15 protein-coding genes are annotated in these 16,907 nt (G+C 75.4%); 8 read left to right on the top strand and 7 right to left on the bottom strand.

All coding sequences use genetic code 11. From position 1 onward, the window contains the following. Positions 1-170: 170 nt before the first annotated feature. Positions 171-1,181 carry a LuxR C-terminal-related transcriptional regulator gene (locus ACFZB9_RS07780; RefSeq protein ID WP_391444645.1) on the top strand — a complete coding sequence of 337 codons (1,011 nt, stop codon included), beginning with the start codon at positions 171-173 and terminating at the stop codon, positions 1,179-1,181. Here the strand turns inward: ACFZB9_RS07780 and ACFZB9_RS07775 are convergent. The 7 genes from ACFZB9_RS07775 to ACFZB9_RS07745 all read right to left on the bottom strand — a co-directional run bounded on the left by ACFZB9_RS07775 (position 1,171) and on the right by ACFZB9_RS07745 (position 9,405). Then, a complete protein-coding gene (locus tag ACFZB9_RS07775) occupies positions 1,171-2,421 on the bottom strand; it encodes a cytochrome P450 (RefSeq protein ID WP_391444643.1) in 1,251 nt (416 codons plus the stop codon). The two genes, ACFZB9_RS07780 and ACFZB9_RS07775, sit on opposite strands and share 11 nt — an antisense overlap. Beyond that, complete coding sequence (locus tag ACFZB9_RS07770; protein ID WP_391444641.1) at positions 2,421-3,023, bottom strand: GAF domain-containing protein; 603 nt, start codon at positions 3,021-3,023, stop codon at positions 2,421-2,423. The genes ACFZB9_RS07775 and ACFZB9_RS07770 overlap by 1 nt, the downstream gene beginning before the upstream one ends. After that, entirely contained in the window at positions 3,020-3,856 is an 837-nt protein-coding gene (locus ACFZB9_RS07765) for a S8 family serine peptidase (RefSeq protein ID WP_391444639.1), read from the bottom strand. The genes ACFZB9_RS07770 and ACFZB9_RS07765 overlap by 4 nt, the downstream gene beginning before the upstream one ends. Further along, positions 3,853-7,131 (bottom strand): AAA family ATPase, encoded by a 3,279-nt coding sequence (locus ACFZB9_RS07760; RefSeq protein ID WP_391444637.1) that lies wholly within the window; start codon positions 7,129-7,131, stop codon positions 3,853-3,855. Before ACFZB9_RS07760 ends, ACFZB9_RS07765 begins: the two co-directional genes overlap by 4 nt. 84 nt (positions 7,132-7,215) lie before the next feature. Continuing rightward, positions 7,216-7,419, bottom strand: coding sequence for an aroma-sacti cluster domain-containing protein (locus tag ACFZB9_RS07755; RefSeq protein ID WP_391444636.1), 204 nt, complete (start codon positions 7,417-7,419; stop codon positions 7,216-7,218). Positions 7,420-7,507: 88 nt separating this feature from the next. After that, positions 7,508-8,194 (bottom strand): iron-containing redox enzyme family protein, encoded by a 687-nt coding sequence (locus tag ACFZB9_RS07750; protein WP_391444634.1) that lies wholly within the window; start codon positions 8,192-8,194, stop codon positions 7,508-7,510. Further along, a complete protein-coding gene (locus ACFZB9_RS07745) occupies positions 8,191-9,405 on the bottom strand; it encodes a radical SAM protein (RefSeq protein ID WP_391444632.1) in 1,215 nt (404 codons plus the stop codon). Before ACFZB9_RS07745 ends, ACFZB9_RS07750 begins: the two co-directional genes overlap by 4 nt. A gap of 359 nt (positions 9,406-9,764) precedes the next feature. Here ACFZB9_RS07745 and ACFZB9_RS07740 point away from each other — a divergent pair, with 359 nt between their 5' ends. The 7 genes from ACFZB9_RS07740 to ACFZB9_RS07710 all read left to right on the top strand — a co-directional run bounded on the left by ACFZB9_RS07740 (position 9,765) and on the right by ACFZB9_RS07710 (position 16,845). Beyond that, positions 9,765-9,893, top strand: coding sequence for a hypothetical protein (locus tag ACFZB9_RS07740; protein ID WP_391444630.1), 129 nt, complete (start codon positions 9,765-9,767; stop codon positions 9,891-9,893). Positions 9,894-10,036: 143 nt separating this feature from the next. Further along, positions 10,037-11,236 (top strand): radical SAM protein, encoded by a 1,200-nt coding sequence (locus tag ACFZB9_RS07735; RefSeq protein ID WP_391444628.1) that lies wholly within the window; start codon positions 10,037-10,039, stop codon positions 11,234-11,236. A gap of 30 nt (positions 11,237-11,266) precedes the next feature. Continuing rightward, positions 11,267-12,655 carry an MFS transporter gene (locus ACFZB9_RS07730; RefSeq protein ID WP_391444626.1) on the top strand — a complete coding sequence of 463 codons (1,389 nt, stop codon included), beginning with the start codon at positions 11,267-11,269 and terminating at the stop codon, positions 12,653-12,655. A gap of 138 nt (positions 12,656-12,793) precedes the next feature. Beyond that, entirely contained in the window at positions 12,794-14,941 is a 2,148-nt protein-coding gene (locus tag ACFZB9_RS07725; RefSeq protein WP_391444624.1) for a prolyl oligopeptidase family protein, read from the top strand. Beyond that, positions 14,938-16,104 carry a glycosyltransferase gene (locus ACFZB9_RS07720; protein WP_391444622.1) on the top strand — a complete coding sequence of 389 codons (1,167 nt, stop codon included), beginning with the start codon at positions 14,938-14,940 and terminating at the stop codon, positions 16,102-16,104. The genes ACFZB9_RS07725 and ACFZB9_RS07720 overlap by 4 nt, the downstream gene beginning before the upstream one ends. Positions 16,105-16,381: 277 nt before the next feature. After that, on the top strand, positions 16,382-16,600 hold the full coding sequence (locus ACFZB9_RS07715) for a hypothetical protein (protein ID WP_391444620.1): 219 nt from the start codon (positions 16,382-16,384) through the stop codon (positions 16,598-16,600). Next, positions 16,588-16,845, top strand: a complete 258-nt coding sequence (locus ACFZB9_RS07710; RefSeq protein WP_391444619.1) for a hypothetical protein — start codon at positions 16,588-16,590, stop codon at positions 16,843-16,845. Before ACFZB9_RS07715 ends, ACFZB9_RS07710 begins: the two co-directional genes overlap by 13 nt. The last annotated feature ends 62 nt before the right edge of the window (positions 16,846-16,907 follow it).

Raw genomic sequence — 16,907 nt, 5'->3', positions numbered from 1 at the left:
TCGAACGGTTGGGCGAGAACGGCCGGATCGCGTCCATCCGGATGTGAATGTTTTCATCGGGAACAGAGCGGCCCTAGGATCTCCTTCCACGTGATCGACACCGATCGGCTCCCCAGCAGAGCCGATCGGACTCGACAGTCGTTCAGTCATGCACCGGGGGAGGGCCATTCGTGGGCGAGCAGCTCGCAGACACCTCGGCGGGCGACCTCCCGATACCCGGGGAGGTCGACACCCGCGTCTTCCAGTGGGTCGCACGGCGAGGCCACCTGGTCCCGGAGGAGGCCGCCGCGGAACTGGGCATCACGCCCGACCGACTCGACCGCGCGGTCGCGGTGCTCAGCCGGCTGCACCTGCTGCGCGCGCTGCCGTTCGGGGAGAGCGGCCAGCTGCGACTGGCCGCCGTCTCGCCGGAGCACGCGGCGGCGAGCGTGGTCGCACCGGCCGAGGCCGAGCTGCGCAAGCAGCTGGCGCAGGCCGAACGGGTCCGCGCCGAACTCGCCCGGCTCGCCCCGCTCTTCGACAGCGGGGACCGGCGGCGCGAGCGGCAGCCGCTGGACGAGGTGCGCGAACTGGCCTCGGTCATCGACGTGATCGGCAAGCTGACCGAGAGCTGCCGGACCGAGGTGCTGACCTGCCAGCCCGGCGGCCCGCGCGCGCCGCACCTGCTGGAGCAGGCGTTCGCGCGGGACGTGGCGATGATCCGCCGGGGTGTGCGGATGCGCACGCTCTACCAGCACACCTCGCGCCGCCACCAGCCCACTCAGGAGTACGTGCAGCGGATCACCGGTGAGGGGGCCCAGGTCCGTACCCTCACCGCGCTCTTCGGGCGCATGATCGCGTTCGACCGGAGCACCGTGATCATCCCGCACCACGAGGAGTACGACGGCGCGGTGGTGATCCGTGACCCGTCCACGGTGGCCTACCTGTGCTCGGTGTTCGACCAGTCCTGGACGCTGGCCGACCCGTACGCGCCCAGTGCCCAGGGCGATTCCGCGCTGGACGAGATCAAACAGGCCATCATCCGGCTGCTCGCCGAGGGGATGAAGGACGAGATGATCGCCCGGCGGCTGGGCATGTCGCTGCGGACCTGCCGCAAGCACATCGCCGAGAGCATGGAGTCGCTCGGTGCCACCAGCCGCTTCCAGGCGGGCTACCTGGCCCGGGCCCGGCTCACCGGCTGACCCCGACCGTCCGCCCGTTGCCCGTCCGCCCGTTCCGCGTCCGCCCGGCCCCCGGTGGCCCTGGCCGCAGCGGCAGCGCATCCAGCCGGCGGTGCTGGTGTCCGCCGCTCCAGCTCAACCCGTCCGCAGGGCCGTCGAGTTGCAGCCCGGGCCAGCGCGTCAGCAGCGCGCCCAGCGCCTCGGTCAGCTCCAGTCTGGCCAGCGCCGCGCCCAGGCAGTAGTGCGGTCCGAGACCGAAGGTCAGGTGCCGCGCGGCGTCCGGTCGCTCCAGGTCGAGCCGGTCCGGGTCCGGGTGGCAGCGCGGGTCCCGGTTGGCCGCGGCCACCGCCAGCAGCACCCGCCCGCCTGCCGGGATGACACTCCCGCCGATCCGCACCTCCTCCAGCGCGACCCTGGTGGTGCTGAACGGCCCCGGGGTGTCCCAGCGCAGCAGCTCGTCCAACGCCCGGGCCAGCAGCCCGGGTTCGGCGGCAAGCCGGGCGGTCGGCCCGTCCTCGCCGAGCAGCGCCAGCACGCACATGCCGAGCATCTGCACGGTGCTGTCGAAGCCGGCCAGCAGCAGCATCGCCAGCAGGTCGACCAGTTCGGCCTCGGTCACGCTCCCCTCGGCCGCCTCCCAGGCCCGCACCACGGTGGAGAAGACGTCCTGCCCGGCGCCACCGAGCCGGGCCGCGATCTCGGTGCGCACGAACGCGTCCAGGTGGTCCACCGCGGACTCCAGGGCGGCCGCGTCGTGCCGGCGCTGGTTCACCAGGACCCGCACCGCCGCGTGCAGCGCCGCGCGGTCGCCGCCCGGCACGGCCAGCACCTCGCAGAGCACGTGGAACGAGAACGGCTCGGCGAACTCGGCCATCAGCTCGAACCGTTCGGGCTCGCCCAGGGCCTCCAGCAGGTCGCCGGCGGCCGCGGCCACCCGCTCCCGGTAGCCGGCGATCCGGCCCGGCGCGAAGGCCGGCGCGGCCAGCCGGCGGATCCGGGTGTGGTCCGGCGGGTCGTAGTTGACCAGCGACATGTCCAGCGCCCGGTGCGGACGTCCGGGGTCGCGCGGCTCGCTGCGCAGGGACAGCCGCGGGTCCAGGAAGGCGGCCCGGACGTCCTCCTCACGGGTGATCAGCCAGCGCGCCCGGCCGTTCGGCGCGACCACCTTCGCCACCGGGCAGCTCTCCCGGTAGCCGGCCAGCACCTCGGTGGGGCGCGCCACGAAGTCACCGGCGAGCGGCGAGACCGGCTGGTCCGTCATCAGCGGGGCCCGGCCGCGAGCAGTGCCTCGCGCACCGCGTCGACCACCAGCAACCCGGCCGCGCGACCGGCCTCGTCCAGCCCGGTGAGGGCGAGCACCGCCGGGTCCGCCGGGCGTGGCCGCTCGGCCCGGTCCAGCACCACCCGCAGCGCGGTGGCCGCCTGCCGGGCGAAGAGCGCCAGCAGGTCCAGCTCGCCCAGGTCGGACCTGGCCTGCGGCGCCGGGTCCAGCACCTCCAACACCCCGAGCACCCCGGAGGCGTGCAGCAGCGGCGCCGCCATCAGCGAGTCCGGCACGTACTCGGTGGACTCCGCCAGGTCCCGCGCGAAGCTCCCGTTGCGGGTCAGGTCGTCCACCACCATCGGCTCGCCCGAGCCGGCCACCCACCCGGCGATCCCCCGCCCGGCCGGGAACCGCATCCCGACCAGCGACTCCTCACCCTGCCCGGAGACCGCCTGGAACACCAGCTCGTCGGCGGCCTCGTCCAACAGGAAGATCGAGCTGGCCTGCGCCCCGAAGATCGCTCGCGCGGTGTCCACCACGGACTGCAGCAACTCCCGGGCCACCGGGTCGACCTGCGTGATGGTGCTGTTCTCGGTCATTCTCCACCTCGGTTGGTGACATGGACGTTGGCGGCGGCCAGGTAGAGCGCGGTCTTGAGGCCGAACGTGGTCAGCGACGGGTGCTTGGCGAGTGCCCGGGCGCAGAGGCCGGCGATGTAGGGGGTCGCGAAGCTGTTGCCGGTGGTGCGGATGGTGGCGCCACCGAGCCAGGGGACGGTGACGTTCTGGCCCGGGGCGAAGAACTCCACCGGCGGGTTCGGGTTGTAGAGGTAGAGCTCGGCGTCCTCCTCCTGGTGGCTGCCCACCGAGATGACCGAGGAGAAGCGCCAGGGGAAGCTCTCCACCGGCGTGTTGTGGGCGGAGGCGACGATCGCGCTGCCGGCGAAGGCGGCGTCGTCAGCGAGCGAGCGCAGCGCCTCGGCGAACTTCGGCCGGGTGGTGGACAGGCTCAGGTTGATCACGTCGAAGCGCTGCTCGACCGCCCAGCGCAGGCCGGCCAGCAGCACGTCGCCGGTGCCGGAGAAGCGCTCTCCGAGTACCCGCACGCTGGACAGCTCGCAGTCCGGCGCGGTGCGGCGGATGATGCCGGCGCAGGCCGTGCCGTGGCCGCAGGTGTCGCCGGACTCGGTCGGCTCGACCCGGGTCGTGCCGTCCGCGTCCCTGAGCACCACGTACGAGCCGGCCAGCGGGCCGACCAGCGGGTGGTCGCGTTCGACACCGCTGTCGACCACGCAGACCCGCACGCCCCGGCCGGTCGAGCCGCCCCAGGCCCACTGCGGGGTGCCCTCCAGGCCGGCGGCGGTGACCGGGATGTCGTCGGGGGAGCGGCCGCGCAGGCTCCAGGTGAGCGCGGGGGCGGCGGGGGTACTCATCGTGGCGGCCGTTCCTCTTCGGTGGTCGGGGGGACGAGCGGCGCCGGTCGGCCGGACGCCAGTGCTGCGGCCAGTCGCACGCCGACCAGGTGGCCCTTGGCGGCGAACCGGCGGGCTGCCAGCGAGGCGGCGGCGGCCGCGCGATCCGGGCGGCCGAGGGCGAGTTCGGTGCGGGCCGCGTCCAGCGCGGCGCTCGCCCGGACCACCGGCGAGTCGGTCCGGGCCGCCTCGGCCAGCGCCCGCTCGGCCAGTGCCGCGGCGGTGTCGGTGGCGCCGCGGGTCGCCTCCAGCCGGGCCATGGTGCCGTGCAGGTCCGCCGCGTCCGAACACGGCGGGTGCTGGTCGTCGGCGCCGATCGTCGCCTCCAGTACGGTGGCGCACTGCGCGGCATCGCCGGCGTCCAGCAGGGCGCGGGCCAGGTCGCGGCCGACCGCGCCGAGCAGGCCGGTGGCGCCCAGCTCGCGACAGGCCAGGTCGGCCCGGCGCAGCAGTTCGACGGCCCGGGCGGGGCGCCCGGCCAGCTGCTCGACCGCGGCCTCGAAGACCGGCAGGAAGACGGACGCCTCGGCGTACCCGAGCTCGTCCGCCAGCCGGCCCGCCTCGGCCAGGCAGGCGCGCGCCTGCGACCACTGCTCGCCGAGCGCGTGCACCACCGCCAGCGGGCAGTTGAGCGTGACGCCGACCGCGCGCCGGCCCGGGCCGTGCTCGGCCAGCAGGGCACGGCAGCGCTCGACGGCCCGCGGCACCGGGGTCGGGCCGAGCCAGAGCGAGACGCCGATCGCCCCCAGGGCGGCGGCCCGTTCGGGTTCCGCCCCGGCCCGCACGGCGTGCTCCAGAGCCCGGTCGAGCAGGTGCTGGGCGGCACCGTGGCGGCCCAGCAGCTGCTGCTCCTGGGCGATCCGCAGGCAGCAGCGGGCGATGCCGAGCGGGTCGCCGGCCGCCTCGAAGAGCGGCAGGACGGCGCGCGCGGTGTCGGCGGCGTGCCGCAGGTCCGGGCCGGGGTCGAGTACGGCCAGGCCGAGCCGGACGTGCGCGGCGACCTGGGCAGCGGCGCTGGTGAGCTCCTCCGCCGCGTCGGCCTCAGAGCCGGCCGGCTCTGCCGCGTCGGCGGTGCCTTCGGGTGGCTCCGCCGTCGCGGCCAGCACCTGCTCCAGCAGGGCTCGGCCCTGCTGGGTGCGGCCGGTGGCCAGGTGGACCTCGGCCAGCCGCCAGGCGGCTCCCGGCCACGGCGGCTCGCCCGGCCGGCAGAGCTCCACGGCCGCGCCCAGCAGGTCCTCCGCCCAGGCCAGGTCCGCCCGGGAGAGCGCGTGCACCCCGCCGGCCGCCAGCAGCTCGCCGGCCCGCAGGCGCAGCAGCTCGGTCTGCGGGCCGATCAGGCCCAGCTCGCTGCGGTAGCGGTGGGCCTTGGCCAGGTGCCCGCCGACCACGCTGTCGGGCGCGCCGCGCCCGGCCAGCAGGTCGGCCACCCGCTCGTGCCGCTCGGCGCGGATCCGCTTGGCCATGCTCTGGTACGAGACCTCCTGCACCAGCCCGCTGCTGAACCGGTACTGCGCGGCGCCCCCGCGCGGGGGCTCGGCCGGCTCCACCAGCCGGCGCCGGGTGAGCCCGCGCAGAGTGGCGGGGACGGCGCCCACCCCGTCGGCGGCGGGCTGGAGTTCGCCGCCCGGCGCGCCCTCGGGGCCGGTGGCGGCCAGGCCGGCCAGCTCGTCGGTGTCGAACTCCCGCCCGACCACCGAGGCCAGCGACAGCGCGGTGCGCTCGGGGGCCACCAGGGCATCGATCCGCGCGCCGAGCAGCGCCTGGACGGTCGCCGGCAGCTGGTCCGGGTTGCCGTTCTCGGCCACCATCGCCAGCAACTGCTCCAGGTGCAGCGGGTTTCCCTCGGCCCGGTCCAGCAACTGGCCCGGCACGGTGTCCAGATGGCCGGCCACCTCGACCAGCCCGGCGGCAAGGCGGGCGCACTCCCGGGTGGTCAGGGCGGGCAGGACCAGGGTGCGGGTGCGCCCGCCGGTGCCCCAGCGCGGGCAGCTCTCCAGCAGCTCCAGCCGGGCCACGCAGACCACCAGCACTGCCACGCCGGCGAGTTCGACGACCAGCCGCTCCAGCACCTCGCGCAGCACGTCGCCCGACCAGTGGAAGTCGTCCAGCACCAGCACCACCGGCGCCCGGCCGGCCAGCGCGGTCAGCAGCCGGACCACGGCGGCGCAGGTGTCCTCCAGCGAGGGGGTGGGCGTGCCGTCCAGCAGCAGGCCGCCGCGCAGCAGCGTGAGGGACTCGCCGACGTCGGCCGGTGCGGCCAGTGGGGTGAGGTCGTGCGGCCGCAGGTCGGCCAGCAGCCGGCGCAGCGCGTCCGCCAGCGGCGCCAGGCTGCCGCTCTCGCCGTACGGTCGGCAGCGCGCGCTGCCGACCAGGGCGGTGCGCGGAGCGGCCAGCCAGCGCCGCACCAGCCGGGTCTTGCCCATCCCGGCCTCGCCGTACAGAGTCGCCAGCCGGACCCCGGACTTGCTCGTCAGCTGGGTGAAGCAGTCCTCCAGCGCGGCGAGTTCGCGCTCGCGGCCGACGAAGGGAGTGTCGAAGCGGCGCAGCAGTTCGGGTTCGTCGGCACGCAGCGCCAGCAGACGGTAGCCGGGCACCGGTTCGGTCTTGCCCTTGAGCACGAGCGGGCCGGCCTCCTCGACCACCGCTCCGGCGCCGGCCGCCCGCAGGGTGTCCGGGCCGATCAGGATCTGGCCGGCGGCAGCGTTCTGCTCCAGCCGGGCGGCCACGTTGACCACCTCGCCGGAGACCAGCGCCTGTCGGGCGCCGGCCTCGGTATTGGCCACCGCCTCACCGGTGTTGACGCCGATCCGGACATCGAGGCGCACCCCGAGGGAGGCCAGCAGGTCGGCGTTGAGCTCCTCCAGGGCGGCCAGCATGTCCAGTGTGGCGGCCAGCGCGCGGCGGGCGTCGTCCTCGTGCATCACCGGGATCCCGAACACCGCCATCACGGCGTCGCCGATGAACTTCTCCACCGTCCCGCCGTGAAGCTCGATCTGACGGCTCATCACTTCGAAGTAGCGCAGCGTCACTGCCCGCAGTGCCTCCGGGTCGAGTCGCCCGGAGAGCGCGGTGGAGCCGACCAGGTCGCAGAAGACCACGCTGACCACCTTGCGCTCCTCGGCGCGGGAGGGCGCGGGCCCGGCGGGCGGATCGGCCGGCGGTGCGCAGGGCGTGCCGCACTGCGGGCAGAACCGGGCCGCCGGTGGCAGCGTTCCCGCGCACGAGGAGCAGGTCATGGGTGGTGGTGTCCTTTCCCGGGGGAGCGGCCCGTGGCGAGTGGCGGGTCGGTGCGGGCCTGGCGGGCTCGGCTCGGCCCGGTGCTAGAAGAGCGCGCCGCCGGCGATGTTGGCGTGCGCCTGGACCTCGGGCTCGACCTCGTCCAGCCGGGCCTTGAGGTCGACCAGCAGGGCCAGCTCCTCCTCGCTCAGGGCGCCGAAGACGCCCAACTGCTCCTCGGTGAAGGTGTCGACGGGGAAGCCGGCGGCGGCCAGCGCCTCGATGGTGCGCGGGTCGAAGGTGGACATCGGGATCCTCCTGGCAGGTCGTGCGCGGATGCGGATGCGGATGCGGATGTGGATGTGGCTGGCACGGCGGGGCCTTGGGCCGTGCGGCTCAGGGCCCCGCCTGGCGCGGCGGGCGGGCCAGTCGGGTGAACAGCTCGGCCGCCGCGTCGACGGTGTGCAGCGCGCTGACCGCCACCGCGCTCTCCTGGGCCGCGTCGAGCGGCAACCGGTCGAGGATCCGCTCCAGGTCGGCGCAGTGTCCGGTGTCCAGCGCGGCGTGGTGGCTGACGGTCTGGAAGGCCGCACCGGGCAGACCGGTGTCGGCGGCCAGACGTTCGGCGAGCCAGGGTGCCGGGGCGTTGCTCTCCAGCACGGTGATGTAGCCGAGCAGCGAGACCGGGTGGTAGTGCTCGATCCAGTAGTACTGCGGTCCGACCAGCCGGGCCACCGCGACCGGCGGCTGGGCGCGCGGCGGGAGCGGGTCCAGGCCGGCGGCCGCCAGGTCGGCCAACAGCCAGTCGTCGTGGCCGCGTTCCTCCTCGATGTGCTCGGCCAGGTACGCGCCGAGCGGCCCGGCCACCGGGTCCGCCGGGGCGAGCCGGGCGCAGCGGCGGACCGCCAGTTCCATCAGCGGGACGGAGGCCCGGATCACCTCGTGCATCGTGCGCAGGTAGCCGGCGTAGCGTGTGGTGAGGCCCTCGGGGCGCCACAGGTCGGCCATCGCGGCTCGCAACGGTCCCGCCGCCAGGTCGAGTTTGAGCCGCAGGGCGGTACTGCGGGCGGTCCCGGCGGTCATCGTGGTCCCCTCTCGGCCTGGCCGGTGGCCGCTGGTGGTGTCAGTTCCACCAGGTCGGCGTAGGGCGCGCTGCCGAAGCGGCGCACCAGCGCGGCCGGGCCGGCCGCGCGTTGGCTGCGGGCGGCCTGCAGGTCCAGCAGTTCGCCGACCGGTCCGGCGCCGGTGCGCCGCGCGCCGGCCAGCACGGCGGGGTGGTCGCCGAGCGCGCGGCAGCCCTCGCAGTAGCCGGTGCAGGCGGCCAGGTCACCGAACCTGGCGTACAGGTGGGCGGGCCCGACCGCGCGTACCATCCGCAGCGCGGGCGACTCCAGCGCGCGCCGGTGCACGGTCGGCCAGTCGTCGGCGCCCAGGTGGCCCAGGCGCAGGTGGGCGGGGGCGGGCCGACGGTCCACGGTCTCCTGATTGCAGCAGGCGAGCACCGTGCCGTCGGCCGCCACCACCGGCCAGGCGGCCATCGCACAGGGCAGCGGGCGGCCGTCGGTGCCGGCCCGGCCGCCGTCGTTGCTGCCGCTGCCGCTGCCGCTGCCGCTGTCTCTGCCGCTGTCTCTGCCGTCGTCGTCACGGCCGTCGGCGTCGGTGTCGGCTTCGGTGCGCCGGGCGGGGGAGGCGTTGCGGGCGCCGGCCCAGGCGGCGGCCCGGCCGACCGCGCGCACCTCGTTGACCAGCATCGGCACCGCGTCGTCGAAGGCCAGCCGGACCTCGCGGGTCAGCTCGGCCAGGTACGGGTCGTCCGGTCCGGCGCCGGTCACGTGCAGGCTGACCGGGATGCCGCTGTCCAGCACCGTGCGCAGCACCCGCAGCACGTCGGCGCGGGCCACCTCGCGCTCGTGGAAGGCGTCGATGCTGGCGGAGAAGTGGTCGACGGCACCGATCGCGCGGCGGATCCGGTCGGGGATGCGGCCCTCGCGGGCGAAGAACATGCCGCTCAGCAGCGCGGTGCGGGTGCCGGCGGCGCGGGCGGCCTCGGCCAGCGCGCGCACCGCCTCGGGCAGCAGCAGTGGCTCACCGCCGGTCAGCAGCATCAGCTCGGGGCGGTCGTCGGGACGGAACGAGCGGACGAAGCGCAGCAGTTCGGCGTGGTTCTGGTCGCTGCCGCGCAGTGTCGCGGAGGTCGAGCAGTGCGCGCAGCTGAGCGGGCAGCGCTCGGTGAGCGCGACCAGCAGACCGGCGCCCGTGACCGGGCGCAGTGCGACCAGCTCGGCCAGCTCCATCGACTCGGCCTCCTCTTCCTACGCGGTGCGGGGTGCGGGGTGCGGGGCGCGCGACAGCGGTGCGGAGGGGCGGCCGCGCGGACGATCGCCTGCGAAGAGCCTGGCCCGGCCGGGTCGGTGCCCGGTTCAGAGCCGCCCCGAGTCCGGTACAACCGCAGGTCGGAGCCCCCGCCCGCAGCCCGCCGGGCCCACCGAGGGCCCCGCTCGCGCCCGCCCCGCCCGTGCGAAGGCCCGCTGACCTGCGCCCCGGCGATCCCTGTACCGACGGCGAACCGCTCCCGGGCCGGCGGTTCCTAACGTTCTCGGTGTCGGCAAGGGAGCCCCTCCCTCCGAGTCCCGACCCCCGATTGGAGATCACCATGGCTGAGAACATCGAGCCCACCCGCAACGAGGCCGAGGACGTCGTCGAGGAGGACGCTCCCGAGGTCGTCGCCCACAGCGGCGAGGACACCCCGTGGTGCGGCGTCAACATCCACAACGAGGCGTAAGGGCTCTGCCGCGCGGCCTGCCGGGTTCCGGCAGGCCGCGCCCCCGTCTGCGGGCCGCGCCCCGCCGGCCCGTGCACGTCGCGCGTCCGTCCGCGTCGCCCGTCGCCCGTCCGTCCCGCACCCGCCCTCCAGGAGGTCCTCCCGTGGAAACGACGCATGTTCCGGCCGCGGCCGCGGCCACCGGGCACAGCCGGCTGCTCAGGGCGGCGAACGGCTGGTGGTTCCTCGGCGACGGCGGGTACGCCCGGCTGCGCCCCGGCCAGGTCTCCGCGCAGGGCGAGCTGCTGCCCGGCACCGAGCGCTACCTGCGCGACGCCGGCCTGTACGCGGCCAAGCCGTACAGCTCGTACTCGCTGACCGTGCTGACCAGCACGGACTGCAACCTCGGCTGTGGCTACTGCTTCCAGAACACCGCGCAGGACCCGAAGGGCGGCAGCCGGCCGCCGCGGATCTCGCATGCCCGGCTCACCTCCGAGACGATCACCTCGGTGCTCGACTTCACCCGCCGGCGGATGGCCGAAGTCCGGCTGGACAAGCTGGCGTTGATGCTGTTCGGCGGAGAGCCGCTGCTCAACCCCCGCGGCGCCCGCGAACTCCTGCACCGCGCCGCCGAGTTGGGCGAGCTGAACGCGAGCATGGTGTCCAACGGCACGCTGCTCACCCCGCTGATCGCCAAGGAGCTGAACGCGGCCGGTCTGCGCTCGGTGCAGGTCACCTTCGACGGCGACCGGGACACCCACGACGCGATCCGGGTGCGCCGCTCCGGCGGCGGCACCTTCGACGTGATCATCAACAATGTGGCGAAGGCGATGGCGGCCACCTCGCTGCGCTGGCACCTGCGGGTCAACGTCTCGCACGTCAACCGGCACGGCATGGACGACCTGGTCGAACGCCTCGCCGAACACCTCGACCCGACCCGCTGCGGCCTGGGCTTCGAGCTGGTCGGCGACGTGGGCGTCGGCTACGGCAACGATCTCGACTACGGCGGCACGCTGGCCGCGGACTTCATCCGCTGGAACACCCGCGCGCTGGAACTGGGCTTCGCGGTCTCCCGCCCGAGGGCCCACAACGGGTGCCAGGCCTGCAACTTCAAGGACGGCAGGTACGGCGCGGTGGTCAACGCCGACGGTGTGCTGTCCAGTTGCTGGGAGACCGCGGGCCGCCCGGAGTGGGTGGTCGGCACGGTCGCCGACGGCTACCTGCCGGCCGAGCAGACCGAGGACCGCTGGATCGCCTGCAGTGACCAGTACCAGCACGGCGCCAACGCCCAGGCGTTGGCCGCCTTCCAGGACGAGGTCGACTCCGTCCTGCTCGACCAGTTGAACGCAGCCGGCCGCCTCTGACGCCCGGCCCATCTCGGAAGGTGTGCGCCCATGGCTGATCCCGGAGTACTGCGCGGCAATCGGGACTTCCGGCGGTTCTGGGTGGGCTCGGCGCTCTCGACGCTGGGGTCCCAGATGTCGCTGATCGCCTTCCCGCTGCTGGTCCTCTCGCTGGGCGGCGGCGCGGCCCAGGCCGGGCTGGTCGCCTCCTGCTCGCTGGTGACCCGGATGCTCTTCCGGCTGCCCGCCGGGCAGTTGGCCGACCGGATGGACCGGCGCCGGCTGATGCTCGGCGCCGACCTGGTCCGGCTGGTCGCCGTCGGCAGCATCCCGCTGACCGCCGGTCTGGGACACCTGGCCTACCCCCAACTGCTGGTGGTCGCGGTGGTCGAGGGCCTCGCCACCTCGATCTTCACCCCCGCCAGCACCATCGCGGTACGTGACGTGGTCTCCGAGGACCAGCTCTCCGACGCGCTGGCCAAGGACCAGGCCGCGCTGGCCGCCGCCTCGCTGGTCGGCCCGTTCCTCGGCGGCTGGCTCTTCACCGTCGACCGGATCCTGCCGTTCAGCGCCGACGCGCTCTCCTACGCGGTCTCGGCCGCGTTGCTGCTGCGGATGGCCACCCGCCCGGTGGAGCCCGGCACCGGCAAGCCGGCCGACAACAGCCTGACGGCCGGGATGCGCTGGCTGGCCCGGCAACCGATGCTGCTGCGGGCGCTGGCCTTCGGCGCGCTGCTCAACCTGGTCGGCTCGGCCGCCGAGGTGGCGATGGTGGTCACCCTGCGCGGCGGCGGGAGCGGCGGAACCTCGATCGGCCTGGTGATGGCCTGCGCCGGCGTCGGCGCGGTGATCGGCTCGCTGGCCGCCCCCAAGGTGCTCAAGCTGCTCCGGCCCGGCCAGCTCTTCCTGGCCATCGGCACGGTCTGGTCCTGCGGCCTGGCCGTCTTCGCCGCCACCCGGCAGCCCTTCGTGCTCGGGCCGGTGCTGGTGGTGCTGATCCTGCTCACCCCGCCCGCCGGCATCGTGGTCGGGCAGGCCCTGCTCAGCCGCTCGCCGCGCGAGCTGCTCGGCCGGGTGACCACCGCCGCCAACCTGCTGATCGCCGGGCTGGCCGCGCTCGGCCCGATCCTGACCGGCGCCGCACTGGAGGGCATCGGGGTCTCGCGCACCTGGCTGCTGCTCGCGGTGCTGATCGCCGCCTCGACGCTGCTGGCGGCGCTGCCGATGCTGCGGGACACCGGGCTGATCGACGCCCCCAGCGCCCCCAGCCCGTCCGGTGCGTCCGGCGCGTCCGCCGCACCGGCCCCCCGGACCACGGGGGATGCCGGGCCCGAGGCTGCCGCGGGGCCGGCCGCCACCGCCCGGCCCGATGCCCACCCCGATGCCCGGCCCGACGTCGCCGCCGCCCCGCAGAGCAACGCCACGCCCGCGACGGCCTGAAGCTCCCACCACCGCGCCCCCACCACCGCGCCCCCGCCCTCGCCCGGCGCCCCGGCCGTGCACCGTGGGCGTGCACCGTGGGCGTCCGGCGAACCGACCCACCGCTGCCGCATCCCCGAGCCACGACAGGGCGAAGCCATGACCGGACCGAACGAGTACCCCGCCGCCCCACGCGCGGACCTGGTCGAGGAACTGCACGGCCACCTGATCGCCGACCCCTACCGCTGGCTGGAGGACGAGCAGGACCCGCGCAGTGCCGCCTGGTCCGCCGCGCAGGACGCCCTGTTCGCCCGCCACCGGGCCGGCTGGACGGACCTGCCCGCGCTGCGCCGCCGGATCGAGGACCTGCTCGACACCGGCGCGCTCTCCGCCCCCGCGATGCACGGCCGCCGACAGCTGCGCACCCGCCGCGCACCGGGCCGCGACCTTCCGGTGCTGCTCACGGTGGACCAGGACGGCGCCGAGCTCACCGTGTTCGACCCGCTGGCGCTGGACCCCACCGGCAGCACCGTCCTGGAGGACTGGACCCCCTCCTGGGAGGGCGGGGCGGTCGCCGTGCAGACCTCCAGCGGCGGCACCGAGGACAGCGAGCTGCGGGTCCTGGACGTCGCCACCGGCGCGCTGCTGGACGGCCCGGTGGACCGGCTGCGCCGCTCGTCGATCGCCTGGCTGCCCGGCGGGCACGCCTTCTACTACGTCCGCCGGCTGCCCCCCGAGCAGGTGCCCGGCGAGGAGCGCTACCACCGGCGCGTCTACCTGCACCGGCTCGGCACCGACCCGGCCGAGGACGTCCTGGTCTTCGGCGAGGGCCGGGAGCCGACCCAGTACTACGCACTGGCCACCTCGCCCGACGGCCGCTGGCTGACCGTCAGCGCCAGCCCCGGCACCTCGACCAACACCGACGTCTGGCTCGCCGACCTCACCGAGAGCCCGCCCGAGCGCCCGCTGCTGCGCCCCGTGCAGGTCGGGGCCGACGCCCGCACCGAGCCGCACCTGCCGGCCGGCCCCGGCCCGCACGACGCGCTCCACCTGCGTACCCGGCTCGGCGCGCCGCGCGGCCGGATCGACCGGGCCACGGCCGGCCGCCCCGCCGAGCGCGTGCCGCTCATCGCCGAGGACCCGCAGGCCGTGGTCGAGGACTTCGCCGCCCTGACCGGCCCCGAACTGCCCCGCCCGCTCGCCCTGGTGACCCGCACCCGGCACGCGCTGAGCGAGATCACCGTGCACGACCTGGCCACCGGCGAGCCGCTCGGCGAGCTCGCGCTGCCCGGCGCCGGCACGGTCGGACCGCTCAAGGTCCGTCCCGGGCCCGGGCACGAAGCCTGGTTCCGCTACGGCGACTTCGTCACCCCGTCGCGGATCCTGCACTACGACGGGCGCACCGGCCGCACCGAGCCGTGGGACCGCCGCGCCGCGCTGCCCGACTCCGGCGTGAAGACCACCCAGGTCGTCTACCAGGGCAAGGACGGCACGCCGGTGCGGATGTTCGTCATCTCGCCCACCGGCCGCCCCGACCGGCCGCGCCCCACCATCCTCAGCGGCTACGGCGGCTTCGGTGCCTCCATCGTCCCCGGCTTCGCCCCACAGGCGCTGGCCTGGGCCGAGGCCGGTGGCGTCTACGTCTTCAGCTGCCTGCGCGGCGGTGGCGAGGAGGGCGAGGAGTGGCACCGGGCCGGCCGGCGTGAGCACAAGCCCACCACCTTCGACGACCTCGAAGCCGCCGCCGACCGGCTGCTCGCCGACGGCTGGACCGAACCCGCCCTGCTCGGCCTGCTCGGCAGCTCCAACGGCGGGCTGACGGTCGGCGCGGCACTCACCCGCAGCCCCGAGAAGTACGCGGCGGTGGCCTGCGTCTCGCCGCTGCTCGACATGGTCCGCTACGAGCGCTCCGGCATGGGCCCGAGCTGGCGCGAGGAGTACGGCAGCGCGGAGCAGCCCGAGGAACTCGAATGGCTGCTCGGTTACTCGCCCTACCACCACGTCCGCGAGGGCGTGCGCTACCCGGCGGTGCTGCTCGGCGTCGCCGACGGGGACACCCGGGTCGACCCGCTGCACGCGCGCAAGATGTGCGCCGCGCTCCAGCACGCGAGCAGCGCGGCGCGGCCGGTGCTGCTGCGGGTCGAACGCGGCGTCGGCCACGGCACCCGGGGGGTGGGCGGCGCGGCGGCGCTCTACGCGGACGTGCTGGCCTTCCTCGGCGAGCAGCTCGGCCTGCCGCTGCCGTCGCGGCAGGCCGTCGGGGACCTCCCGCCCGCCCACGGCGCCGATCCACGGGAGGGCAGGTGAACGTCCTGCTCTGTCCCCTCGCCGACCCCGGCTTCCGCTACCCCGCGATCGCCGTCGGCCTGGAGCTGCGCCGCCGCGGCCACACCGTGCGGATGCTCGACGCGGCTCCCGACCTGGAGACCCCGACCCCTGCCGAGCTCGACCCGCTCGCCGTGGCCGACCTGGCCGACCCGCGCAGCTTCCGGGTGCGGCGCTGGTTCCTGCACAGCCACCCGCAGTGCCAGGCGGTACTCCACGCCGCCCGGGAGAGCCGGCCGGACGTCCTGGTCACCTCGATGCTCTGCCACGGCGCACTGCTGGCTGCCGAGTTGCTGGACCTGCCGGTGGTCGTGCTGGGCCTGGCCGCCCACCTCTGGCCGTACCGGCGCGAGGGACGGCAGGAGGAGGCGCCGGTGGTCCAGCGCGAGTGGCGGCTGCGCGAGACCGTGGCGCAGTACCAACAGGCCCGCGCGGCCTGCGGCCTGGCCCCGCTCGACGACCGCTCGGCCCACCGGGCCCTGGCCGGCTCCGCGCTGCTCCTGCGCGGTGACCCGCTGTTGGAGGAGGAGGGGGCCGAACTGCCCTCGGGAATCCGGCAGATCGGCCCGTGCTGGTGGGAACCACCGCCTCCGGAGCAGGAGTTGGCGCAGCTCGACGCGCATACCGACCGGGTCGGCAAGCCGGTGGTCTACGTCCACCTGGGCCGCAGCTTCGGCGGCCGGAGCCTCTGGCCGCGACTCAACTCGATCTTCCGGCAGGGTCCGTACCAGGCGGTGGTGGAACTCGGCCGGTCCGGTGCGGCCCAGCAGGAGCCCGGCACGGACATCGTGGTGGTCCGCAAGCCCTGGATGGCCCCGCTGGTCCAGCGATCCTTGAGCGTACTGAGCAATGCTTCCTCAGCCGGTGTGCTGGCGGCCCTGCTCGGCGACCGGCCGCTGGTGGTGGCGCCGGCCGGCGGCGAACAGCACGTGCTCGCCGAAGCCTGCCTGCGGGCCGGGGTGGCCGTCCGGCTGCCGGCCGCCGGCGGACCCAACGAGCTTGACCCGCACGATGGTTGGGACGCGCTGCGGGCGGCGGTCGACGGACCGGCGGTGCACCGGTCGGTCGGCGTGCTCGGCGAGCGGCTGCGGCAGGCGAAGAGCGAGGCGGTGGCCGCCGACGCGGTGGAGGCGGCGGCCCGCTGACTCCTCCGCCCGGTGAGCCCCGCCGCCCGCTGGGCCAGCCGCCCGCCGCCCGCCGCCCGCCGCCCGCTGCCGAGGCTCGGTGGGCCGCGGCCGTGGCGGCTCTGCCCGCACATATCCACGATTCGTCCGGTTTGAGCAGCGGGTGCCTTGCTGCATGCAACTTGCTGCACGCCACCGCCCCTTGGCCTGCCCCCGGGCCCGGCGGCAGGCTTCCAGAGCCGAGGAAATCCCAGGGTTCACCTGGTCGATTCCGCGCTGTGGAACCAAGGAGAATCAAATGCAGCGAGCCCGCGTCCTGTCCGTGGTGATCACCGCGTGTGTCCTGACCCTCGCCCTGCCCGCCGCGGCCGAGGCCGCCACCGGGGCCGCCAGCGGGGCCACCGCCACCAGAGCCGCTGCCGGCAGAGTCGTCACCACCGGGGCCGTCACCGGCGCGGACAGCACCGGCGGCGTTCCTCACACGCCCAAGCCACTGGACACCGCATGGGGACACTGAGCCCGCGGCCGTCCCGCCCGGAGCCCGCCCGGTCCGACCTGCTGCTGCTCGCGACCACCGCCACCGCCGGCCTGGCCCTGGGCGCGCTCGCCGGCAGCCTGCTGCGGGACCAGCGCCACCGGGTCCACCTGCGCCGCGCCCGCCAGGTGCTGGCCGAAGCCCCTCCCATCGCCCCGACGCCCTCGCCCCACCGCCCGGCGACCCCCGTCCCGGGCCGGCCCGACCCCGAGCCGCGCTGGCCCTGATCCGGGCCCGCCCGCCTGCTCCCTCTCCTCCGCTCCCTCTCCTCCCGCACTCCCTCTCCTCC

This window comes from Kitasatospora sp. NPDC008050 (genome assembly GCF_042957465.1).
GTDB lineage: Bacteria > Actinomycetota > Actinomycetes > Streptomycetales > Streptomycetaceae > Kitasatospora.
Note: the sequence above shows the minus strand (reverse complement) of the source record. Positions and strands in the feature narration are given on the sequence as shown.